Raw genomic sequence first — 22,328 nt, 5'->3', positions numbered from 1 at the left:
GATACTTTATGATGAATAATCTGGATTTTGTTTTAGTGCCGGATCGGCCAGTATCTGGCTGTATGGAATCGGCAATAATAATCGGAATGATTCGGTTACACCTAATACGTGTTGCGCCCTACCTGTTCGGACCAAATCAAACCAACGGTGTGCTTCGAATGCAAATTCTAGCCGACGTTCATCCTCAATCCACAGCAAAACATCACTTTTGCTCGTTGTATATGGCCTATCCCCAAGCAAAGCTCGTCCTCTGACTTTATTTAGATCATCTATCGCTAGATTATATTCTTCCAGTTCAGCATGGGCTTCAGCACGGATAAGATAGAGTTCGGCAATACGAATGACGTACGTTGGATCGGCACCTGTGCTTCTATAATATAGATCACCGTACCAGCGATTTTGGTTGTCCTGTGCTATTAATGCACTTCGCGCACCGGCCGTACTAACGTTTGTCAGTAGGGCTATCAACGCCTCACTGGGCGCCCATTGTCTGGTTCCACCATTCGTTTGCGGTTGCCATTGCGCTCTATGCGGATTGGGTTCGTTAGCACTGTAAAACAGTTCGAATACCGACTCTCTAGTCCCAGTAACGTTATTCTTAAAAAATGAATAGTAAGGAGCGATTAGTTCATAATTTGATTGGTCATCAATCAATAGTTTTGCATAGTCCCTAGCCTCTTCCCAATTCTTCTGATACAAATGGTATCGAGCCTTTAAAGCCCAGACCGTTTTCTTGGTAAAAGCAAAACGATCCGTTGCAGAAGGTAAAAGATCCTCCGCGAGATTCAGGTCATCAATCACTTGTTGATACGTTTGTGCTACGGTGCTACGCGCTATCCCAATATTATCCCCGACTTTCTCGGTTGGCTCTGTAATTAACGGAACCCCGCCCCATACGCGTACTAAATCAAAATAGGCCAACCCGCGAATAGCGTATGCTTGCCCTAACACATTCTCCTTTACAGCTGCCGGTATTCCATCTCCTTCGTAATTTACGAGGGCGCTAATTACGTTATTCGCTCGATTTATCGTATTATAAATTCCGTTCCATGTAGAAGATATCGTTGAATTCTCTGGATTGACTCTATTGTTGATAAACTCTTGCACCTGTGATTGCGACCCTGTCCATTGGACGTTATCACCTGACAAGTAGGCGATGGACTGATAATCTACACTATAGTAACTTCTTAGTGCATCATACACTCCGCTGATAGCTGCGTTCGCGGATGTTTCATCTTTGATTATACCTTCTCCTGAGATGGATGACTTGGGGTCTACCTCTAAGAACGAAGAGCAGCTCGTGAATAGGACTATGTAAAATAAATATAGAAATTTTGTTCTCATGACTCTCTCTTATAAAGTTAAATTAACACCTAGTTGAAAACTTCTGGGCTGTGGTGGTGTTCCCAAATCAATCCCTTGTTGATTTGCTGCACTATTTGCTGCAGATTCGGGGTCAAGCCCCGTGTATTTTGTAATCGTAAATAAGTTGGTTGCCTGGGCATATATCCTCAACTTCGACAAAGGCAATTTCCCTAGGTTCTTCGTCGTAAAATTATACCCCAAACTCAATGTTCGAAATCTTAAATAGGATCCATCTTCCAGCCATCTACCGCCGCCGTCTTTATAATTATTATTATTGACCCCATCTGAACGCGGGACGTCTGTAATATCTCCAGATTGTTGCCAGCGATCCAGATTAGATTTAAAAATGATACGCGCCGCATCCCTAGCTCCTCCGGCTTCCCCGAAAAAACGATTATGATTATATATTTTGTTGCCGACTGAGAACGTAAAGAATGTGCTTAAATCAAAGTTTTTATAGGAAAAATCATTACTTAGACCTCCAAAATAATCTGGCCAGATACTACCTAGAATCTGTCTGTCATCGGTTGTTATACGGCCATCACCATTCACATCTTCATATACGGCATCTCCTGTTTGCGGATCGACATATAATTGGTTGTATACCCAAAATGAATACATCGGATGTCCTTCTTTAAATTGAATAAGGTTTCGACTACCATAATTTTGCGGGGTTTCCAGCTGTTCGATGTTATTGATGTTACGGGCGATATTAAATGAGGTATTCCAAGAGAAAACGTCACTATTGATATTCAATGAACTAATGCTCAATTCAAATCCTTTGTTGCTAATTTCTACAGCATTGTTCGTAAAACTGCTGAAACCTGTCGTTCCGGGCAGCACTTCGGTCAACAATCCATCTTTGGTATATTTATAATAATAGTTTAACGACGTAGTCAATCTATTGCTCAGTAAGGCCGCATCCAAACCGATGTTGAATTGCGATGTAGTCTCCCAGCTGAGCTCCTGATTGGCTAATTGTTCGGGAAAAATTCCTGCAACCCCTCGATAAGACGACCCGACGCCCGACCACAATTGTCTGGAAGCAAAGGAATTGATGCCATTTTGGTTACCGGTCAGACCATAACTGGTTTTTAATTTTAAGTCGTCCAAAAAGGTAACATCCTGTAAGAAGCTTTCTTTACTTAAGCGCCAAGCGACACCAACTGCCGGAAAGTACCCCCATTGATATCCTTTATTAAATTTTGAAGATCCATCTGCACGTAGTGAAAAATCCAATAGATATTTATCATCAAACGCATAATCCACTCTACCGAAAAAAGAAGCCAATTTATATTGATCCCAATCTTGGTTACTTGTTGTCGTAGCAGCGGTATTGATTAGTGTAAAGTCGTCCGTTGCGAAGCCTCTACCTTCTGCCGATGTTAGGGAAAAATAACTTCCCTGTAATGTATTACCCAACAATGCGCCGATAGTATGTCGAGCATCTAATCTTTTCCTGTACGTTAATGTTTGCTCATTGATCCATGTTGTCGAGTGAGAAATTGCAGAAGTTGCTAATCCGTTAGCACCACTTCCAGCGATTAGTAATTTATTCCAGTACTCGTGCTCATTGTAATTATTATAATCCACACTAAACGTCGAACGAAACTTCAAAGCCGGTGTAATCTGGTATTCACCATAAACATTTCCAATGTAGCGCAAACTTGTTGATCCGACATCATAATTATCTAATAACAAAGTTAAATTATCAAACCCGGCCCTGCCGACCAAGACACCTTCTTCATTGTAGGGTGATAGATATGTCGGCGTATGCAATGCCGCCTGCAAAATACCTCCCTGCGGCCCATCCCCCGCCCGACCTTGGTTACGGCCTGTTCTCGAAATACCATTACTCGAACCTATTTTAAGATTGTTGTTTATCTTTTGGTCTAAATTGAAACGAAAATTTGCCCGGTCAAAGGAGATTGGCTTCAATATAGACTCTTGCTTATTATACCCAGCACTTAAATAATAAGCTGTATTCTCGCTACCTCCATATACAGATAAATCCGCGTTATGAACTCCTGCCGTCCGGAATGCTTCCGACAATCTGTCGTACGTTTGCTGTTCAGAAGGTAGCCCTCTCCCCCCGTCTGCAACGGGTCTAAATGGCTCAGTTTGACCTATATTTCTAAAATACTCGTTCACCAACTCAGCGTGTTCGGGTCCTGTAGTTAATTCCCACAGTTTAGCAGCCTTTCCTCTTCCCGTGTAAAGATTGACATCAATCTTAGCCGATTGCGAATTTCTTCCGCGCTTCGTTGTAATCAAAATAACCCCGTTTGCACCTCGCGATCCGTACAGAGCGGTTGCTTCCGCGTCTTTCAGCACTTCAACATATTCGATGTCTGACGGGCTCAAATCAGCTATAGGAGATGTCGCTTTACCACCTGTATTGATAGTTTGAAGGCTCTCCGAATTCAGAAAAACACCGTCAATAACATACAAGGGATTGTTATCTGCATTAATGGAGGTTGCCCCCCGCAGACGGACGTGTAACGCTTCTCCGGGAATCCCCGTACTAGCCGCAACTTGCATTCCTGCCACTTTACCTTGAAGCTGTGCATCAAAACTTCCTGTGGGAATATCTTTAACCGCTTGCTGAGATACCCGGTCGACGGCACCGATGAGATTCTTTTTCGCTATGGTAGTATATCCAACGACAACTACTTCATCCAAATCTTCCGTAGATCGGTTTAACTCGATGACAGCCGGCGAGTTTTCAATGACCAGGTTTTGTGTTGCGTAGCCGACTGAAGTAACGGTAAGCTTAAAAGGCAATTTCTGACCTGTCACAAAAGAAAACTTCCCACTGCGATCGGTTTTTACACTATGTGTGACGGCCTCCAATTGCACGGTAGCACCTTCGATAGGATCTTTTGTTGTTGCATCAATCACTGTCCCGACAAGGGAAGCATTAATAATCGGTTTCGTTTCCTGCGCCCACGCTGTTATAACAGCGGCCCAGATTAAAAAAATAGAAAGCGAGTATCGGAATACTCTACAATATTTCATAGTTTTGAGTGTTTGATAGTGAATACTGACAAGTGCCAACGCCAATTGAACTTGTTATTTGCTTATTAAATCAAAAGGGAGGTATTAACTTCCCTTTTGATTTTTATGTGAAGAGGAAAGTTAACAGGTGCACATTCGCATTCGAAGCGAAAGACAATAAAGATTGACAAAATCACGTGTTGCGTGAAGAGAAAAAAGTAGGGTCTGGTAGAAAGTTTTCATATTCTGTTTAATGTTTAAATACTATCGTTGCCAACGCCAATTGAAACGAACAGTGCAAATATAAAAACATTTTTCATAAAGTCTACTAATTTAATAGACTTTATGAAAATATTTATTCCTTAAAAAGATTCGTGGGAAAGGTGAGTTGCGTTCGTAGTATTCGTACGTAACCAATATCATGTAGTGAGAGAACCCGGTTCTAACGGCATATATTTATACAACATGAAGGAGGATTTTAACAAAATACATAATTTTGCGGATAAATACCCAAAAAAGGTAGAAGAACGGAAAAGAGCTTTTGAAAAAGAAAGCATAGAAATATAATGTTTATCCGCTCAAAAACAAGTGGGAAACGACAAACCCTTATACGATAAAATGTTATAAGGATAAGATGCCAAGATTCTAATTTCCATAGAAATGAGATCTTTAAGTCGAAGGCGGCTAGTATAGATTAAGTAAAACAGTTTAAATCATGAATAAAATAAAGTTGTATCAAATTGTGTTTGTTATCCTGTGTAATACTATTTGTATTATACCTTATTCCAGCGCTCAAACGAAGCAAAAAAAGCCAAACGTTCTTTTCATCTTGGTTGATGACTTAAAGCCTGCTATAAACGGTTTTGGAGATGATGCGGCTGTTACACCAAATATCGATGCGTTGATCAATAGAGGAGTGCGGTTTGATCGTGCTTACAGTAATCAAGCGGTTTGTGTGGCATCGCGCAACAGTCTCTTGCTGGGAAGTCGTCCCACCTCAACAGGACTTTACGATTTTGGTAGAGATATCCGCCAATATTATCCGGACGTGGTAACACTTCCTGAAGCATTTAAAAACCAAGGATATTTTACACAGGCAATAGGAAAAGTATTTCATATAGGCCATAATACCTATAATGATACACAATCTTGGTCGGCACCTCACTTTCATGAGAAAATTATTGAGTACTTGACGATGGATAAGTCGCCATCCGAATTGACAGTAGAAGCAGCACTTTTTGAAAATCACTCCTGGGAGTATGCACTGAAACAGATAAAGGGTATTCCATGGGAGTCCCCGGATGTACCGGATGAGGCTTATGGGGATGGCCGTGTTGCCAATAAGGCAGTGCAGGTATTAGATTCTTTACAGGCCAAAGATCAATCTTTTTTTCTTGCTGTGGGCTTTGCACGTCCGCATCTTCCGTTCTCCGTTCCAAAAAAATACTGGGATTTGTATGATGAGTACGAGCTTCCATTGCCCAAAACGGAGGAACATCCTTCGGGAGCACCAAATTTCGCCATCAAACGATTCGGCGAAATCGAACAATACCAGAATATTCCTGTGTACGAAGAGAATCGGCGTTATCCCGACTCGTTAAAAAGACAGCTCATACACGGCTACTATGCCGGCGTAAGCTACGTCGATGCTCAAATAGGAAAGGTTCTAAACGAACTGAGACGGTCAGGTTTGGATAAAAATACGATCGTTGTCCTCTGGGGAGACCATGGCTACCTGCTCGGTGATATGGGCATGTGGACGAAACATGTGAATTACGAATTGGCTAATCGCATCCCACTTGTGATCTCGTATCCGGAAGAAATTTTGAGTGGACATACTTCTACATCGATTGTAGAAACCGTTGACATTTATCCCACATTGATCCAGTTGACAGGCTTACAACTTCCGACAAACAATGCAGTCTCTTTTGATGGTGAAAGTTTAGTTCCTTTATTAACCAAAAAAGAACATAAAATAGATTATGCCTATCATTGTTATCCGCGCGATGGTTGGATGGGACGCGCCATCCGAACAGATAACTATCGTTTGGTAGAATGGACCAACATCAAGAATAAGAATCTCGCTCCGCGGTATGAGTTTTACATCTATGGGGAAGATCTGCTGGAATATAAAAATCAAGCAGACATGAATAATAAGGATTTTCAGAAAGCACTCGATTTGCTAAAGAAGCAGCCAGCGTATCGTGAACCGCTAGCGCCTAGTCCGGCTAAACAGCATTCCAAACCACTTTAGGCCCTTTTATTCAACCGGCCACCAATCGGACGGTACATGCGCTTGGTGAAGGAAGGTTTGTAACTTTTCTACCATGTCTGCATGTTTTCCTGCCATATTTGTTGTTTCGCCGATATCGGTTCGCAGATTATAAAGTTCAACAGGTGCGTCGTTTCCCGGGCGGATAAGTTTCCAGTCGCCCCAACGCACCGCCTGCTGAATCCCTTTTTTGGGATACTGTTCCCTATAAAGAAAACGATCTTCCCGATTTTGGCTATTGGGTGTAAATAATTCGGGGAGCAAACTGGTGTCGTCTGTTTCTCCTCCATCCTGTGCACCACCTATATCCAATAGCGTCGCATATAGGTCTGAGAAATAGGTGGGAAATGCAGAAGTCTTACCTGCTGTCGAGCTCCCGTATTTCACGATGAGCGGTACCCGTATCCCACCTTCGTATAAATCTGCTTTCATACCTCGTAGTGGGCCGTTTTTGGACAATTTGTTGTAATTGGGCTTCCCGATCTGTTGCCACGCTGTGGGTAACCGTCTGTAATTGTACCGTAACACCAGCCAATGGTTCGTTGGTCAATGAATCGAGAACCTGACCCCGATAATGTGGCATTGATGAGCGGTTTAGTGTTTTCTTGCGCACGTAGGATAGGCGTGCAGAAAAAAATAATGGAGAATAGCAGATAAGTAGAATACCGTCGTATTCTTTTTTTGTTCTTGTTTATACTGTCTAAAAGTTAATAACTACAAGTGCCAACGCCAATTAGCTTGTAACATTATCAATTATAAGACAGAAGTATAGGGGAACAATTCCCCTATATACTTCCTTAAACAAAGAGAAATAAGCTTGTATTGAGCGTCAATTATCTAAGATTATATCGCAGCGTCACCCCATAGGTCTGCGGATCGCCAATTACCCCAGCATATTGACCGAAGTTACCCGGAGCAGCGAGTAATTGCTCATAATAATCTTTATTCGTCAAATTCCTGCTCCATACAATTACAGAGAGTCCACTTGCCGCCCGGAAGCCTACACGTGCGTTTAGTAATGCATAGGCGTCTATGTTCAAGTATTGCGATGGTGACGGGCTGGACGAAAATTTAGACCGATAAAAAAGATCCGTTCCCAAAAAGTAATTTCCTACCAGTCCTAACAAGCGCCCCTTTGCCGTCAATTCGGCGGACAATGACCAAGACCACTTTGAAATCCCAGGAAGCGCTCCGCCGGAAACATCTTTAAAAGCTTCAGGGCCTCCCACTTCTTCCAATGGAACAGGTGCGTTCGTGAACGAAACATATTTTCCATCTGTATAAGCCAGTGATCCATTCAATCTCAAAAATTCCCACGGCCTTACACTTCCATCTAGTTCAATACCTTGTACGCGCACTTTCTCCGCATTAGCTAGGTAACCTCTGTTTACTCCCGGATCTGGTGTTTGCACTTGGGTCTGATAATCTTTAATATTCGTCTGGTATACTGTTAAATTCAAGAAAGCATTTCGGTTAGGGCTGGTTTTTACGCCAAATTCCACGTGGTTTACAGATTCCGGTTTTACTTCCGCTAGATCAGTCGCGACTTCTCCATCAATAACCGGCAGTCCACCGACGTTGATTCCTATTGGCTTGTAACTTTTAGAATAGGTTGCGTAAGCATTGTAAAGCGGGTTAAACCGATATTGAAGTGATAGTTGACCCGACAGATTTCCGGCGTCAGCATTTACGTCAAATGTTTGATCAGAATAGATACTATTTACCGCTGCAAGTTGTTCCGGCGTATAATCTATCGTGTTATCGATATACTTTTTACGGTCGTAATCGGCTACTTTTTTATCGTAGTTATACCGTAATCCTGGCAATAGATGTAATTTAGAGGTTATAGCCCAGTCAAATTGGGAGAAAACGGCTAAACTCGTACTTTTAATACCATATTTGGTACGAATACCAACTCTATCGATCAGTCCCGGAGCCCATTGCGTGGCCGACTCATTGTTTTGCTGAAAGCGCCATAATGCATCACCGGCTTCTTCGGTATGTACCGGATCCGTTTTTAAATCCTGCCACAGACCGAATACCCCAACAACTGCACTTACTTTTTCACTAATATTACCGGAATACCGAAATTCCTGCGACCATTGATCGTGTACGGAATTTCCGGCTGAAATAGTATAAGCAGGAACACCTAAATAATCCCTGTCATTTAGCGGTACCCAATCCCAATAACGCCAGGCTGACGTAGATGTCAATGTACCGTAGCCAATTTTATAATTTACATTTAGCGAAACACCGCCCAATTCGTTGTCTGCTTTGGAACGTGTATCCAGATCCACTTTTCGTTCAAAAGCACTTTTGTAAGGAATTTCATATCCAAGGTCTTGAATAATACTATTGAACTGTCTGTATTCTGATCGCTGATTTTCAACAACTCCGGCGATACCCCAACCGTAACCATCCGGACGTTGCTTCGTCACATCACCTGCCAATGATATGTTTAAATTCTCACTCGGTGTAAATAACAATTGTCCTCTCACACCTAAGTTATTAATGTCATTAATCTGGCGATCGGAATAGACATTATACAAAGTTCCGTCACGCTGTGTTCCCGAAAAAGAGACACGAGCTGCCAGCTTATCTTTGATCAATGGACCGGTTAAAGATGTTTTAGCCTGTATATAACCGTAGTTGCCGTAACTCAATTCGAAATTTGCACTGGGTGTGAATTCAGGTTGACGGGAGGTTATATTAAAAGCTCCCGACGTCGTATTTTTACCAAATAGTGTTCCTTGAGGACCACGCAATACTTCAATTTGCTCGATATCAATAAAATCTAAGGATGTCGCAGCAGGACGTGCCAAATAAACACCGTCTAAATAAAATCCCACACCCGGATCTATACCATCGTTGGTTAGACCGTACGTAGAACCCAATCCCCTAATGTTTAACGTCGTATTACGCGGATTGGAAGAGTAAAGCTGTACCGTGGGAACTATTTCTTTAATTCTACCAACATTAAATGCCCCCGCATCTTCTATCGTGCTAGCCCGTACAATGGAAACCGGAATGGGTACGTCCTGAAGTTGCTCTCTCCTTCTCCGTGACGTTACAATAACTTGATCTAATGTTTCTTGTTTAGGGGACAATTCTATCGTAGTCGGTGAATTATCGGCGACAATTCTTTTCTGTTGATAGCCCACAACCGTAACAATCAACGTGAATGGTAATTTCTGACCGGTGACGAACACGAATTTCCCATCTCTATCCGTACGGACACTGTGCGTAACCGCCTCCAATTGAACGGTCGCACCTTCTATAGGTACTTTGGAAACAGAATCAATGACAACCCCTTCTAGGGTAGCATTAATAATCGGTTGTGGCTGAACTTGTGCAAATAGGTTTTGTTTGATTAGAAAAACAAACAATAAGAGTGGTGAGTATCGTAAAACTCCATAATTTTTCATATTTTCGGGTGTTTAATAGTAAATACTAACAAGTGCCAACGCCAAAATTGAACTTGCGGTTTGTTATTAAACACAGGAGGGAAGCATCTGCTTCCCTTTTCTGTGTTCTATTGTAGAGGGAAGAAATTAAAATCTGCACATTCGCATTTTTAGCGAAAGACAAAAAAGATATACGACATTTGGATTCATTTTGACTGACCTGTTTTGAATTTGATTACTTTTCATTTTTTAATGCTTTTAAATTTGTCGTCGTCAGGAAAGTTAAAACGACACCGCAAATATAGAAATATAATATATATAATCTATCAATTTAGTAGTTTTTATTTTTTAAAAAAAGAGCCTATCATCATATTTTGATATCAACCCTAAATTTTACCTCTACAGCCAAAAAGCGGCTGCAATCCCCCATCCTGAAGAGAGGACTACCAATATACCTACCAAAATCAAAAGAAGACGTTGATTAATGCGAGATGCGATATATGCTCCTAAAGGCGCCGCAATTACTCCACCGATAATCAAGCCGAGAACAATTTCCAGATGCTGAACACCTAACACGAAAATAAATACAGCGGTAGCAAAGTAAGTCACAAAAAACTCCGCGGTATTGACCGTTCCGATGGTATGCCTCGGACTCTTCCCTCGACTCAATAAATTAGATGTTACTATTGGTCCCCAACCGCCACCGCCAATTGCGTCCAATAGTCCGCCGGCAAACGCGAGTAAAGGTGTATGTTTCATGCTTTTTGCCTTACCTTGTTGCTTTTTAAATGCCTTGTAGAGCAAATATACACCTAACAAAAGCAAGTAGAAAGATATAAAGGGCTTCACCAAATCTCCATCAAAGAGATCGGAAATGAAATAAGCACCGATAATTGCACCGATACTTCCTGTAACGACAATTTGAAAAAACAATCTCTTGTCAATATTGTCAAAGCGGATATGGGATAAACCAGAAACACCTGTCGTAAAAATTTCTGAGGTATGTACACTAGCGGATGCAAACTTTGGTGGAATACCTAGCCAAAGCAATAAACTTGTACAACTCACTCCATAAGCCATTCCTAATGCCCCGTCAATCAGCTGCGCGACGAAGCCAGCCAAAATAAACCAGAGAAAACGTTCTCCAAACTCAAACGCATTCGTGCGAAACCCTTCTACTAAAAGATAGATAAAGTACCCTGCAATAGCTAGCTTGAGTGCTAAAATAGCCCAACCTACATGCTTTAAAGTGATTTTTTTACTTACATGAGTTAATCCTAAAACCGCTATTGCCTTGTCCATTTATTTTTATTATTTACTTTGTTATCAAAAAATTTCACTCCACTAGTTGTGTTGCCCTGCAAATATAGTAACATTTCAACAAAGACTACTAAATACATAGATTTTATTTTAATAAAAAATAAAAAAGCCTGCCACGTAAACCGCGACAGGCTAAATCAACCAAAAACAATGCTCTAGAAACAATATTTATTCTCTTCGATCATTTTCTTTGCAATACGTTGGCGCGCTTCTTTTGTATTGAACGGCTCTACTTTTGTAAACCGGCGCAGACCAACCATCATCATTTTCAACTCATCCCCTTCTGCAAAAGCGTAAAGTGCTTCTTTCCCGGCTGTAGCTACTTTGTCCAACGTAGTATATAAATACACCCTCGCCATATCTAAGGGGAAAGCAGCAGCGTCCTCTCCTTGGGTATGATAAATCTTCTGTGCCCGCAACAATATCGATTCCGCCACATAAATATATCCGATGATATCGGCAATATTCATTAATATCTCCTCCTCTTTCGATAAACTCATCATCAGTTTCTGTACAGCAGCACCCGCCACCATTAAACCGGCCTTTTTTAAATTTGCTATGATCTTTTTTTCCGTTGCAAAAACAGTTGTATCTTCTTCTACAAAATCAGGAATAGCTGTCAGCTCGTTTGCAACAGCCGTCGCAGGCCCCATTAAATCCAACTCTCCTTTCATGGCACGTTTTAATAACATATCCACCACCAATAAACGGTTTACCTCATTGGTACCTTCAAAAATCCGATTAATACGGGAATCGCGATAGGCTCTTTCCATCGGAGCTTCTGCGGAATAGCCCATGCCTCCATAAATCTGCACACCTTCATCAACAACGTAATCCAGCATCTCAGAGCACCATACCTTTATAATCGCACATTCAATAGCAAACTGTTCTGTAGATTTTAACTTGGCTTTAGCTTCATCCATTCCGCCGGCAACAAGCGCAGCATAAGCATCATCAATATTCTGTCCTGCTCTATAAGCGGCAGATTCATTAGCGTACAAACGAATAGCCATTTCCGCCAGCTTGTGACGAATTGCCCCAAACTTGGATATAGTCAAATTAAATTGCACGCGCTCATTGGCGTATTTTACGGCTTGCGTAACGACAGAACGTGCAGAACCAATGGTCGCGGCACCTAATTTGATGCGTCCAATATTTAGAATATTAACGGCAATCTTAAAGCCGTTTTCCCTTTCAGATAATAGATTCTCTACCGGAACCGGACAATCATTAAAAAATATTTGTCTTGTGGATGATCCTTTGATACCCATCTTATGCTCTTCGGGATTCATGGTGATCCCACCAAAATCTCTTTCTACAATAAAAGCACTGAGATTTTTATCGTCATCAATTTTTGCAAATACAATGAATACATCGGCAAATCCACCGTTTGTAATCCACATTTTCTGCCCATTGAGCAGATAATGAGTTCCTTCTGCATTTAATTTTGCGGAGGAACGTCCCGAATTCGCATCGGATCCCGCGTTAGGCTCCGTTAAACAATAGGCTGCTTTCCATTCTCCCGACGTTAGCTTGGGAATGTATTTTTCCTTTTGGGCATCGTTTCCGTAATATAAGATAGGTAATGTACCAATACCGGTGTGGGCCGATAGTGCCACGGCAAAAGAATAACCGCCACCTACCGCTTCGCCAACCAGCATAGATGTATTGAAGTTTTTACCAAATCCTCCATATTGTTCCGGGATAGAGACACCCAGTAATCCTAATTCTCCGGCTTTATCCAACAGGTTCTGCATCAGGCCCTCTTCCTGTGCGTCAATTCTATCTAGCTTATCCAACACTTCCGCATCAAGAAAATCCAAACAAGTCTGGCGAATCAATTTCGCTTCTTCATCAAACTCTTCCGGAATAAAAACTTCCGTATAAGGGGTTTCGCGAATCACGAATTCCCCGCCTTTAATAGCTTTTGTTTCCATTGTTTATAAAATCCTCAATCTAACATCTCAAATATCCCCGCTGCTCCTTGTCCCGTTCCTACACACATCGTCACCATACCATACTTTTTCTCCCGACGTTTCAGTTCGTTCAAGAGCTGCACGGTCAATTTAGCTCCTGTACAGCCTAGGGGATGTCCTAAAGCAATTGCTCCACCATTTACGTTCACTTTTTCTTCATCCAACTCCAATTCCCGTATAACCGCCAGGGATTGTGAAGCAAAAGCTTCATTCAATTCGATCAGGTCGATGGCTTCTTTTCGCAGTCCCGCCATTTCCAGCGCTTTGGGTATGGCGAACACCGGGCCTATTCCCATAATCCGTGGAGGCACTCCTGCCACGGCATAACTCACCAATCGTGCTATCGGCTTAACATTCAATTCCTTTAGCATCTTTTCTGACACGACCATAACAAAGGCCGCACCGTCGGATGTTTGTGACGAGTTCCCAGCGGTAATACACCCGCCTGCCGCGAATACCGGCTTTAGCTTTGCTAACGCCTCTGCCGAAGAATCCGCTCTTGGCCCTTCATCTGTATCGACAATATATTCACGTGTAGCGACTTTATTATCTTTTAGGTAATTTTCGGTTACCTTAATCGGTACAATACCATCTTTCAGATGTCCGTTTTTTATCGCAGTGATTGCTTTTTGGTGTGATCGAAGTGCAAAAGTATCTTGGTCTTCACGCGAAACATGATATTCTTTCGCAACGGCTTCCGCTGTCAGCCCCATACCCCAATACCAATCCGGATGGTCTTTCGCCACCACTGGATTTGGCACGATTTTCCATCCGCCAAACGGCATGCCCGACATAACTTCTACGCCACCGGCAATAATACAATCGGCCATACCGGATTTAATCTTGGCTACAGCCGTCGCGATGGTTTCCAACCCAGATGCACAATATCGATTCACCGTGACACCGGGTACTTTGTCGGTATCCAATCCCATCAACGAAATCAAACGTCCGACGTTCAATCCTTGTTCCGCTTCTGGCATGGCATTTCCCACAATGACATCATCAATTTTCGTCACATCCAATTGTGGCATGGTCGCCACCATATGTTTAATAACTTCAGCCGCTAAATCATCTGCACGCATGAAACGAAAGCCACCTCTCGGTGCCTTTCCTACTGCTGTACGATATCCTGCTATAATGTATGCTTCCATGTTTCACTAATTTCTAAGAGGTTTTCCTTTCGTCAACATATGTTGTATTCGCTCCAATGTTTTACGCTCCGCACATAACTCCAAAAACACTTTCCGTTCTATATCGAGTAGGTATTGCTCAGAGACTTCGGTAGGTTCTGACAGATTACCACCACACATCACCCAACCCAATTTTTCGGATATCTTCTTATCATGATCGGAGATATAATTCCCTTCCCGCATGGAAGAGGCTCCTACGTAAATTATTCCTAATCCTTGATTTCCGAGCACTTTAATATCTGTTCGGGGAGCCGGCTGTACATACCCTGCGTTAGCGAGCTCCAACGCTTTTGCCTTTGCATCCGCTAGCAACCGCTTACGATTCATCGTGATGGCGTATTTGCCTTCTTGCAAATAGCCAAGCTCCGCAGCTTCTACGGCCGACGTTGATACCTTCGCCTGTCCTATCGTTAAGAAACGATCTTTTAAGGTGTTCTGTACAATTTGATCGGGTTTATACTCATCCGAAGCGCGAAGAGCAAACTCCTTAGAGCCGCCTCCACCAGGGATAACACCAACACCAAATTCCACTAAGCCCATGTATGTCTCCGCATGCAATTGTACAAAATCGGCATGCATCGAAAACTCACATCCGCCACCTAATGCCAGCTGGAAGGGTGCAACAACAACTGGGATAGAGGAATAACGAATCCGCATGGCCGTATTTTGGAACATACGCACCGCCATATTCAACTCATCATAATCCTGCTCGACTGCCATCATGAAAATCATTCCAATATTGGCACCCGCTGAGAAATTTTTACCATCATTCGTAATAACAAGACCGCGGTACTCGTTTTCTGCTAAATCAATAGCTTTATTGATGCCCTGGATAACATCGCCACCGATCGTATTCATTTTGGTATGAAACTCACAATTGATGATACCATCACCTAAATCCGTAATGGTTACACCCGAATTTTTCCAAATGGTTTTGGTGTCCCGAATATGATCTAAAACGATGAGGTCTTCGGCTCCAGGTATGGGTTTGTAGGATTTTGAGTTTATATCGTAATAATGCCTTACACCATTTTGGACTTTATAGAAAGAGTCGTGTCCAGCTTCCAACATCTCATGTACCCACTGCGCTACTTCACCTTGCTGTCCCGATAACCTTTTCTCCTCTGTCCGAATCTTATCAATCGTCTCCCGCACGCCCAATGCATCCCACACCTCAAACGGCCCCAGTTCCCAACCGAAACCAGCACGCATGGCATCATCTATCCTATAAAAGTCATCTGTAATCTCTGGAACACGGTGGGAGACATATTCAAATAAGGGGTAATGCATCGCACGGAACAATGTGCCGGCTTTATCTGTACCTTGCTCGTAAACTTTCATCCGTTTACGGATATCTTCTACAGGCTTCGTTGCCTCTAAGCTTGCCGATTTAACTTTCTCCTGTTCTCTATATTCCAGCGTCTTTAAATCGAGCCCAAGAATGACCGAATTACCCTTCTCGTCTTTTACTTTTTTATAAAAACCCTGTTTTGTCTTTTCGCCCAACCATTTGTTTTCCACCATTTTGGTAATATAGGACGGTAACTGGAAAACCTCTTTCGCCTCGTCGTCAGGAACATTTTCTGTCAGCCCCTGCGCGACATTAACCAAGGTATCTAAACCAACGACATCTGCCGTACGAAAGGTAGCCGACTTTGGATGTCCCATTGCAGGCCCCGTATATTTATCAACCTCCTCGACCGATAGCCCCATCTGCTCGACCAGATGTGTCAGCGCTAACATGGAGTATACCCCAACACGGTTTCCTATAAAAGCTGGCGTATCTTTACATAACACCACGGTTTTACCTAACATTTTGTCTCCAAAATGCAATAGAAAATCGATGACTTCCGGTTCGGTATCAGCAGTTGGAATAATTTCCAGCAACTCCAGATAACGCGGCGGATTGAAAAAATGCGTTCCACAAAAATGTGTTTTAAAATCATCCGATCGCCCTTCGGTCATCAAATGAATGGGGATACCGGAAGTATTCGATGTGATTAATGTTCCTTTCTTGCGATGTTGTTCTACCTGCTCGAAAACAGTTTTTTTAATATCTAACCGTTCGACGACCACCTCGATTACCCAATCGCATGCTGCGATAGCAGCCATATCATCTTCAAAATTCCCCGTACGTATACGCTTTACGTAGTGCTTGCTATAAATGGGTGATGGATTGGTTTTCAATGCCGTATCTAAGGAATTGTTCACTATACGATTTCGAACGATCGTGCTTTCCAATGTTAATCCTTTAGCCTCTTCCTGTGGCAAAAGCTCCCGCGGTACAATATCCAACAGGAGCACTTCTATACCAATGTTCGCAAAGTGACAAGCTATCCTCGAGCCCATCACTCCCGAACCTAAAACAGCTACTTTCTTAATACGTCTATTCATTTTGTTACTTTTTAGTACAAATGTCTCACACTTATTTTCCAACATCTACAGTTTTTGGATCTTCGTCCTTCTTTTTTGCGCCTGCTTCGAGCTAATAACTTGTCGCTAACGCGTTGATCTTCTGTAACGACTGAATTAATTGTTCACGCTCCGCTTCCGGGATCTGAGATTCCAAAAACTCATTAAAACTCCGAACGACATCTTTTGCTAATCTTCGTTTTTCTACACCTAAGGGGGTTAAATATACCTTTACCGATCGTTTATCAGATGCATTTACCTCTCTATAGATAAACCCTAACGTTTCTAAATTGTTTAATACTCTAGACAATGATGTCGTTTTTACGCCAGTAGCATTTGCAATTTGAGAAACCGATGTACCTTCTTTATGTATATTGATTAAAATATAACCAGCTGCTTGGGTAAACCCAAATTGCGAAGCAATAATGTTGTACTTGTTAGCTACCGTTTGCCAACAGGTTTTCAAAAAATAGTCTATGGTATTGTCTTGAGACATAATTCGATTTATATTTTACTATGCAAGCATAACAAATATAATAAGTCTATCGGATAAAACAAATTTTTTAGGTTTATATTTTTGCTGTTTTCATCCTTCCTCTAATTCCCCTATGTTTCCTCTATAAGTAAAATTTTATGTAATTTTGCACAAAAATTTATCAACATGGCAACAAATAGAACTTTTACGATGGTTAAACCAGATGCAGTAGCAAACGGTCACATCGGTGCTATCTTAAACGATATTATCGCGGACGGTTTCAAAATCGTCGCTATGAAATACATCCAGCTTACAAAAGAAACTGCAGGCAATTTTTATGCCGTACATAAAGAAAGACCTTTTTATAATGATTTAGTTAGCTTTATGACCTCAGGGCCAATTGTAGCGGCTATTTTGGAAAAAGACAATGCTGTAGAAGATTTCCGCAAATTAATCGGTGCTACAAATCCTGCTGAGGCAGCAGAAGGAACGATTCGCAACAAATACGCAAAATCTATCGATGCGAATGCTGTTCACGGATCGGATTCGGACGAAAATGCAGAAATTGAAGGTAATTTCTTTTTCTCACAATTCGAAAGATTTTAAGGCTTTAGATCTTAACTTAAAAAAGGGAAATCGTTGGATTTCCCTTTTCTGTTTATATACTTCTTTAAAAAACTCGCTTGCTTAAGTATTCGTTCTCCTTGGCGGTCATCAACTCTTTGGCTTCTTTTTTCTTATCCAGGTATCCGCATAGGTGCAATACGCCGTGAATGATCACACGATGTAATTCGTCACGTTCGGACACACCAAACTTCAACGCATTCTCTGCTGTTCTTTCTACGGATATAAAAATATCACCCGCAATGACATGATCTTCTTCCGAAGAGTCAAATGTCACGATATCTGTATACGTATCGTGATCCAAATACTGTTTGTTGATTTCTAACAAATAGGCATCTGAACAGAGAATAAAATTTAATTCACCGATTCGTTCAAAGCCCTCTGCCGTAATCGTGGCACCGATCCATTGCCGTATTTTTTGCTTGTCTTTGATCTTATAATCAATGTCCTCGTTGAAAAACGAAATATCTCTTAATGCCATTGTATATTGTATTAAAATGCTTTGGAGTCCATATAAGTTTGCAGGATGATGGTTGCCGATACCGTATCAACCAAACCCTTCTCCTGTCGTTTTTGCTTTTTCAGACCACTTTGGGCAATAACGCTGGCAGCCATTTTAGACGTAAAGCGTTCATCAATTTCGACGACCGGGATAGCTGGATAGGTCTTTTTTAGCTTTCGGATAAAACCAACAATATGCTGCGTCGACTGTGATGCTGTTCCATCCATCTGTAAGGGTTTACCCACGACAAATGTTTCTACTTCTTCTTTTTGAAGGTAATCTGTTAAAAACGCCCAAATCTCTTTTGGATGGATAGTCGTCAGAGACGTTGCGATAAGCTGCATGGGGTCAGTAACCGCAATGCCAATCCTCTTTGTCCCATAATCAAAAGCCATAATGCGCATATCTATTTAATATGAAATAAAAGATATCATTATTAACGCGCAATTATTTTTACTTCGTAGAGCTTGGTCCATTGTTTACCTGTAACGAAGAACCTTTTATTTTCTTTATCGTAGGCAATCCCGTTCATTTCTTCATCTACAGCGTGTCTTTTAGCATTTTTATATAAGCCGACAAAATTTATCTGGCCTTCAACGACACCGGTTTCAGGATTAATGATAACTACTATATCTTTTCCATATATATTGGCATATACTTTCCCATCTATATATTCTAATTCATTAATATAATCAACGGCCCCATTGTGATCATACACCGAGATAAAACCTATCTCTTGATAAGTGTTAGGGTCTAGAAAATACAATTTATTAGAACTATCGGTTTTAATAAGTCTCTTTCCGTCATAACATAACCCCCACCCTTGTGTACTTTGTTGGTAATTAAATGTTCCAACCTGCTCAAACGTATTTTTATTAAACACATACCCCAATTTATTGCGCCAGGTGAGCATCACAATTTTATCCCCGACAATAGTCATTCCCTCACCGAAATAAGGTTCACCAGACGCATCAGCACCTGTGATTTCTTTCTTCTGCAAAACCCTTCCGGTAGTGAGTTCTACTTTCCTTAAGGACGTTATCAAATCGTTTCCCGCACCGGTGGATTCATACAAAAAACCGTTTTCAAATTCGAGGCCCTGTGTAAATGCCGTTGTATCATGTGGATATTCATTAACAACTTGGAACGTATATTGACGAGGGGATTCCGGCAAAATAGTTACATTACTAAATGCGACGACCTCTTTCCCCTCCCAATAGAGTTTTGCCACCAAGTTCCGTGCTCCAAGACCAATAGATTCGGTGTCCAGCAGAAGTTCTGTTGTATCCTGCTTTCTTTCAATAACATGTCCATCTATTGAATATACAACAGAATCTAGCGTACTATCTGGAAACTGCATGCGTACAGCTACCTTTTCTCCTAGAATAAGTGTTTCTCCGGATTTGGGAGACAAAAACTCGAATTTTCCTTTCTGCGATTTACATCCTGACATAAGCATGATAGCAAAAGTCACAAAAACTAGAATATTATTTACTCTCATTGTTTTTTCCGTATATACGACGCCAATTTACAGAAATAAAATGACAACCCCCACCTGACAATTATTTCACCACAATATTGCCCAAGAAGTTCCCAAGCACTTTCTCCGCTTCCTTCAGCTTCTGATATTTGGCTAATAAAATCTCCATATCGTCCGTTGACGTCACTTTTAGTTCTTCCCTGATTTTGATCATTTCTTTCTCCACCTTCCGTTTTTTTATACGGTATATAGCCTGCATAGTAAGTTCCCGAAGATGCTCCCGTTCCTGTCGAACGTATATTTTACGCTTTTCATCGTTCCAATTTGGACTAAGCTCATACGGTGTGGCCACACATGTGATAGCTAAATCCTGTACTTCCTTGTCTTCGTGCGAAAAAAAATATTTTGTATCTGGAATTTCAAAATATTCAGCTTTACGTCTAAAAGTATCGACGATAAAGGCGCTTGCTCGATCTTCAAAAGCAATATCATCTAAAGCATTCAAGAGTAAAGGAACTATAGGAACATCTCCATCGCCTTCCCATACGGCAAGTTCCTCACCATAATTCAATAAAATACGTACGATCTCCCTTTCTTGTAAAGTATCTGATGTAATCGTCTGCGGAGTTTCCTCTCCTGACGAAACGTCTTGGACACGTTCTATATCCGTCAAAAATAAGTCGGCAGGAGGCATATCTTCCGGAGGAGTGTCATTTAAAGTTCTAGATGCCTGTTGTATTTTTTTATCCTGTGCTTTTGCTTTCTGTACGCGTATTTTATTCAGCTCGGTCAGTAATACACGCTCTTCAATATCGAGCAAATGTGAACACTGTTGAATAAAAACTGAAACTTTTATCTCGTCAGGTATTAAAGCAATACTCTCTACTACTTCTCTAATAACTTCCGCACGTCTGATTGGATCTCCCCCCGTATCTTTTAATAAGATATTTGTTTTATAAAAAATAAAATCTTCCTGATGCTTAGCGATATATTCTTTAAATGCCGTAGAGCCATACGTCTGTACATAAGAGTCGGGGTCATTACCATCTGGGAATAATAAAACTTTCACATTAAGTCCCTCTTCCAGCAACATATCGGTTCCGCGTAACGAGGCCTTGATACCGGCAGCATCTCCATCGTACAAAATGACAACATTATTCGTGAAACGGGAAATAAGACGTATCTGGCCGGAGGTCAAAGAAGTCCCGGAAGAAGATACCACATTTTCTACTCCGGCCTGATGCATAGACAGAACGTCAGCATACCCCTCCACCAAATAGCACATATCATTATCTTTTATAGCCTTCTTGGCAAAATGAAGTCCATACAGAACATCCGATTTGTGATATATATCGCTTTCAGGTGAGTTAACGTATTTGGGAATAGTTTTCTCCGTTTTTAACGTACGTCCACCGAAACCAATAACGCGACCCGTAAGATTATGAATAGGAAAGATAACACGGCCCCTAAAACGATCATAAAGACTCGCGTCGTCTCGCTCTATAGCAAGACCGATTTCTTTTAAATAATCTTTATGAAAACCCTTTTCGACAGCCATATCTACGAGAGCGGTCCATTGATCGGGCGAATAGCCTAAATCGAATTTCTGTATGATGTCCTCTCTATATCCACGCTCCTTAAAATAAGATAAAGCTATACTTTGACCCGACTCCGTATCCCAGAGTTGTTCTTTAAAATATTTACCAGCCCAAGTACTGAGCACATATAGACTTTCCCGTTTATCTTGAGCAGCAAGTTGTGCAGGAGAACGTTCTACCTCCTCGACGGGGATACTATATTTATCCGCCAGATAACGTATTGCTTCCGGATAAGAATACTTCTCCAATTCCATAACAAATTTAAGCGCATCTCCCCCTGCACCACAACCAAAGCATTTATAAATACCTTTAGCTACCGATACATGAAAAGATGGTGTTTTTTCGTTATGAAAAGGACAATTACCAATGAGAGAGGTTCCGCGTTTTTTTAAATCCACGAAGTCCCCAACTACTTCTTCTATCCTAGCGGCATCTAAAACTTTCTCGATGGTCTCTTTTTTGATCATAAATCATCTGTAAAATGACAACGCGATTTATACAAAGGTAATAATTTAGTAGCGAGTAATGTGTGAAGTTTGTCCCTCGACAAACAAAAAAGCCCCTGCAGTTATACTGCAGGGGCTCCGTATAAAAACCGGCACCGACCTACTCTCCCACCTTTTACGGCAGTACCATCGGCTCTGGCGGGCTTGACTGCTCTGTTCGGAATGGGAAGAGGTAGACACCGCCGATATAGGCACCTGAATATCTTT

At 41.6% G+C, this 22,328-nt stretch carries 15 protein-coding genes and 1 rRNA gene; 2 read left to right on the top strand and 14 right to left on the bottom strand.

Annotation, left to right across the window (positions count from 1 at the left end; translation table 11 throughout):
- Positions 1-6 precede the first annotated feature (6 nt).
- Positions 7-1,344 carry a RagB/SusD family nutrient uptake outer membrane protein gene (locus H8B06_RS17070; RefSeq protein ID WP_190995417.1) on the bottom strand — a complete coding sequence of 446 codons (1,338 nt, stop codon included), beginning with the start codon at positions 1,342-1,344 and terminating at the stop codon, positions 7-9.
- Positions 1,345-1,353: 9 nt separating this feature from the next.
- Entirely contained in the window at positions 1,354-4,383 is a 3,030-nt protein-coding gene (locus H8B06_RS17065; RefSeq protein WP_190995416.1) for a SusC/RagA family TonB-linked outer membrane protein, read from the bottom strand.
- A gap of 694 nt (positions 4,384-5,077) precedes the next feature.
- Here H8B06_RS17065 and H8B06_RS17060 point away from each other — a divergent pair.
- Positions 5,078-6,616: a sulfatase gene (locus H8B06_RS17060; RefSeq protein ID WP_190995415.1), complete on the top strand. Its 1,539-nt coding sequence runs from the start codon at positions 5,078-5,080 to the stop codon at positions 6,614-6,616.
- 6 nt (positions 6,617-6,622) lie between these two features.
- Here the strand turns inward: H8B06_RS17060 and H8B06_RS17055 are convergent, their stop codons facing one another.
- The 7 genes from H8B06_RS17055 to H8B06_RS17025 form a co-directional block, all read right to left on the bottom strand.
- Positions 6,623-7,066: a sulfatase/phosphatase domain-containing protein gene (locus H8B06_RS17055; protein ID WP_190995414.1), complete on the bottom strand. Its 444-nt coding sequence runs from the start codon at positions 7,064-7,066 to the stop codon at positions 6,623-6,625.
- A gap of 401 nt (positions 7,067-7,467) precedes the next feature.
- Positions 7,468-10,059 (bottom strand): TonB-dependent receptor, encoded by a 2,592-nt coding sequence (locus H8B06_RS17050; RefSeq protein WP_190995413.1) that lies wholly within the window; start codon positions 10,057-10,059, stop codon positions 7,468-7,470.
- 378 nt (positions 10,060-10,437) lie between these two features.
- Positions 10,438-11,340 (bottom strand): sulfite exporter TauE/SafE family protein, encoded by a 903-nt coding sequence (locus tag H8B06_RS17045; RefSeq protein ID WP_190995412.1) that lies wholly within the window; start codon positions 11,338-11,340, stop codon positions 10,438-10,440.
- Between the two features lie 173 nt (positions 11,341-11,513).
- Complete coding sequence (locus H8B06_RS17040; RefSeq protein WP_190995411.1) at positions 11,514-13,295, bottom strand: acyl-CoA dehydrogenase family protein; 1,782 nt, start codon at positions 13,293-13,295, stop codon at positions 11,514-11,516.
- 14 nt (positions 13,296-13,309) lie between these two features.
- The gene (locus H8B06_RS17035) at positions 13,310-14,485 is read right to left on the bottom strand and encodes an acetyl-CoA C-acyltransferase (RefSeq protein ID WP_190995410.1); all 1,176 of its coding nucleotides are present in this window, start codon (positions 14,483-14,485) and stop codon (positions 13,310-13,312) included.
- 6 nt (positions 14,486-14,491) lie between these two features.
- A complete protein-coding gene (locus H8B06_RS17030) occupies positions 14,492-16,918 on the bottom strand; it encodes a 3-hydroxyacyl-CoA dehydrogenase/enoyl-CoA hydratase family protein (protein ID WP_190995409.1) in 2,427 nt (808 codons plus the stop codon).
- Between the two features lie 91 nt (positions 16,919-17,009).
- Positions 17,010-17,432 carry a MarR family winged helix-turn-helix transcriptional regulator gene (locus H8B06_RS17025; protein WP_190995408.1) on the bottom strand — a complete coding sequence of 141 codons (423 nt, stop codon included), beginning with the start codon at positions 17,430-17,432 and terminating at the stop codon, positions 17,010-17,012.
- 165 nt (positions 17,433-17,597) lie between these two features.
- Between H8B06_RS17025 and H8B06_RS17020 the strand changes: the two genes are divergently transcribed.
- On the top strand, positions 17,598-18,017 hold the full coding sequence (locus H8B06_RS17020) for a nucleoside-diphosphate kinase (RefSeq protein WP_190995407.1): 420 nt from the start codon (positions 17,598-17,600) through the stop codon (positions 18,015-18,017).
- A gap of 64 nt (positions 18,018-18,081) precedes the next feature.
- Here the strand turns inward: H8B06_RS17020 and ybeY are convergent, their stop codons facing one another.
- The 5 genes from ybeY to rrf form a co-directional block, all read right to left on the bottom strand.
- Positions 18,082-18,516 carry an rRNA maturation RNase YbeY gene (gene ybeY, locus H8B06_RS17015; protein ID WP_190995406.1) on the bottom strand — a complete coding sequence of 145 codons (435 nt, stop codon included), beginning with the start codon at positions 18,514-18,516 and terminating at the stop codon, positions 18,082-18,084.
- Between the two features lie 11 nt (positions 18,517-18,527).
- On the bottom strand, positions 18,528-18,941 hold the full coding sequence (ruvX, locus tag H8B06_RS17010; protein WP_190995405.1) for a Holliday junction resolvase RuvX: 414 nt from the start codon (positions 18,939-18,941) through the stop codon (positions 18,528-18,530).
- A 32-nt stretch (positions 18,942-18,973) separates the two neighbouring features.
- Positions 18,974-20,038 (bottom strand): glutaminyl-peptide cyclotransferase, encoded by a 1,065-nt coding sequence (locus tag H8B06_RS17005; protein ID WP_223857737.1) that lies wholly within the window; start codon positions 20,036-20,038, stop codon positions 18,974-18,976.
- Positions 20,039-20,099: 61 nt separating this feature from the next.
- Positions 20,100-22,082, bottom strand: coding sequence for a DNA primase (dnaG, locus tag H8B06_RS17000; RefSeq protein WP_190995404.1), 1,983 nt, complete (start codon positions 22,080-22,082; stop codon positions 20,100-20,102).
- A 126-nt stretch (positions 22,083-22,208) separates the two neighbouring features.
- Positions 22,209-22,320: ribosomal RNA gene (gene rrf / locus H8B06_RS16995) — 5S ribosomal RNA — on the bottom strand.
- Between the last annotated feature and the right edge of the window lie 8 nt (positions 22,321-22,328).

The sequence above is a fragment of the Sphingobacterium micropteri genome (assembly GCF_014692515.1).
Classification (GTDB): domain Bacteria; phylum Bacteroidota; class Bacteroidia; order Sphingobacteriales; family Sphingobacteriaceae; genus Sphingobacterium; species Sphingobacterium micropteri.
The sequence above is the reverse complement of the archived record's forward strand: the minus strand, read 5'-3'. Positions and strand labels throughout refer to the sequence as shown.

Bases quoted from the DNA above. Each gene is read 5' to 3' on its own strand.
- H8B06_RS17070 (WP_190995417.1), bottom strand. From the start codon at position 1,344: ATGAGAACAAAATTTCTATATTTATTTTACATAGTCCTATTCACGAGC.
- H8B06_RS17065 (WP_190995416.1), bottom strand. From the start codon at position 4,383: ATGAAATATTGTAGAGTATTCCGATACTCGCTTTCTATTTTTTTAATC.
- H8B06_RS17060 (WP_190995415.1), top strand. From the start codon at position 5,078: ATGAATAAAATAAAGTTGTATCAAATTGTGTTTGTTATCCTGTGTAAT.
- H8B06_RS17055 (WP_190995414.1), bottom strand. From the start codon at position 7,066: ATGAAAGCAGATTTATACGAAGGTGGGATACGGGTACCGCTCATCGTG.
- H8B06_RS17050 (WP_190995413.1), bottom strand. From the start codon at position 10,059: ATGAAAAATTATGGAGTTTTACGATACTCACCACTCTTATTGTTTGTT.
- H8B06_RS17045 (WP_190995412.1), bottom strand. From the start codon at position 11,340: ATGGACAAGGCAATAGCGGTTTTAGGATTAACTCATGTAAGTAAAAAA.
- H8B06_RS17040 (WP_190995411.1), bottom strand. From the start codon at position 13,295: ATGGAAACAAAAGCTATTAAAGGCGGGGAATTCGTGATTCGCGAAACC.
- H8B06_RS17035 (WP_190995410.1), bottom strand. From the start codon at position 14,485: ATGGAAGCATACATTATAGCAGGATATCGTACAGCAGTAGGAAAGGCA.
- H8B06_RS17030 (WP_190995409.1), bottom strand. From the start codon at position 16,918: ATGAATAGACGTATTAAGAAAGTAGCTGTTTTAGGTTCGGGAGTGATG.
- H8B06_RS17025 (WP_190995408.1), bottom strand. From the start codon at position 17,432: ATGTCTCAAGACAATACCATAGACTATTTTTTGAAAACCTGTTGGCAA.
- H8B06_RS17020 (WP_190995407.1), top strand. From the start codon at position 17,598: ATGGCAACAAATAGAACTTTTACGATGGTTAAACCAGATGCAGTAGCA.
- ybeY (WP_190995406.1), bottom strand. From the start codon at position 18,516: ATGGCATTAAGAGATATTTCGTTTTTCAACGAGGACATTGATTATAAG.
- ruvX (WP_190995405.1), bottom strand. From the start codon at position 18,941: ATGCGCATTATGGCTTTTGATTATGGGACAAAGAGGATTGGCATTGCG.
- H8B06_RS17005 (WP_223857737.1), bottom strand. From the start codon at position 20,038: ATGAGAGTAAATAATATTCTAGTTTTTGTGACTTTTGCTATCATGCTT.
- dnaG (WP_190995404.1), bottom strand. From the start codon at position 22,082: ATGATCAAAAAAGAGACCATCGAGAAAGTTTTAGATGCCGCTAGGATA.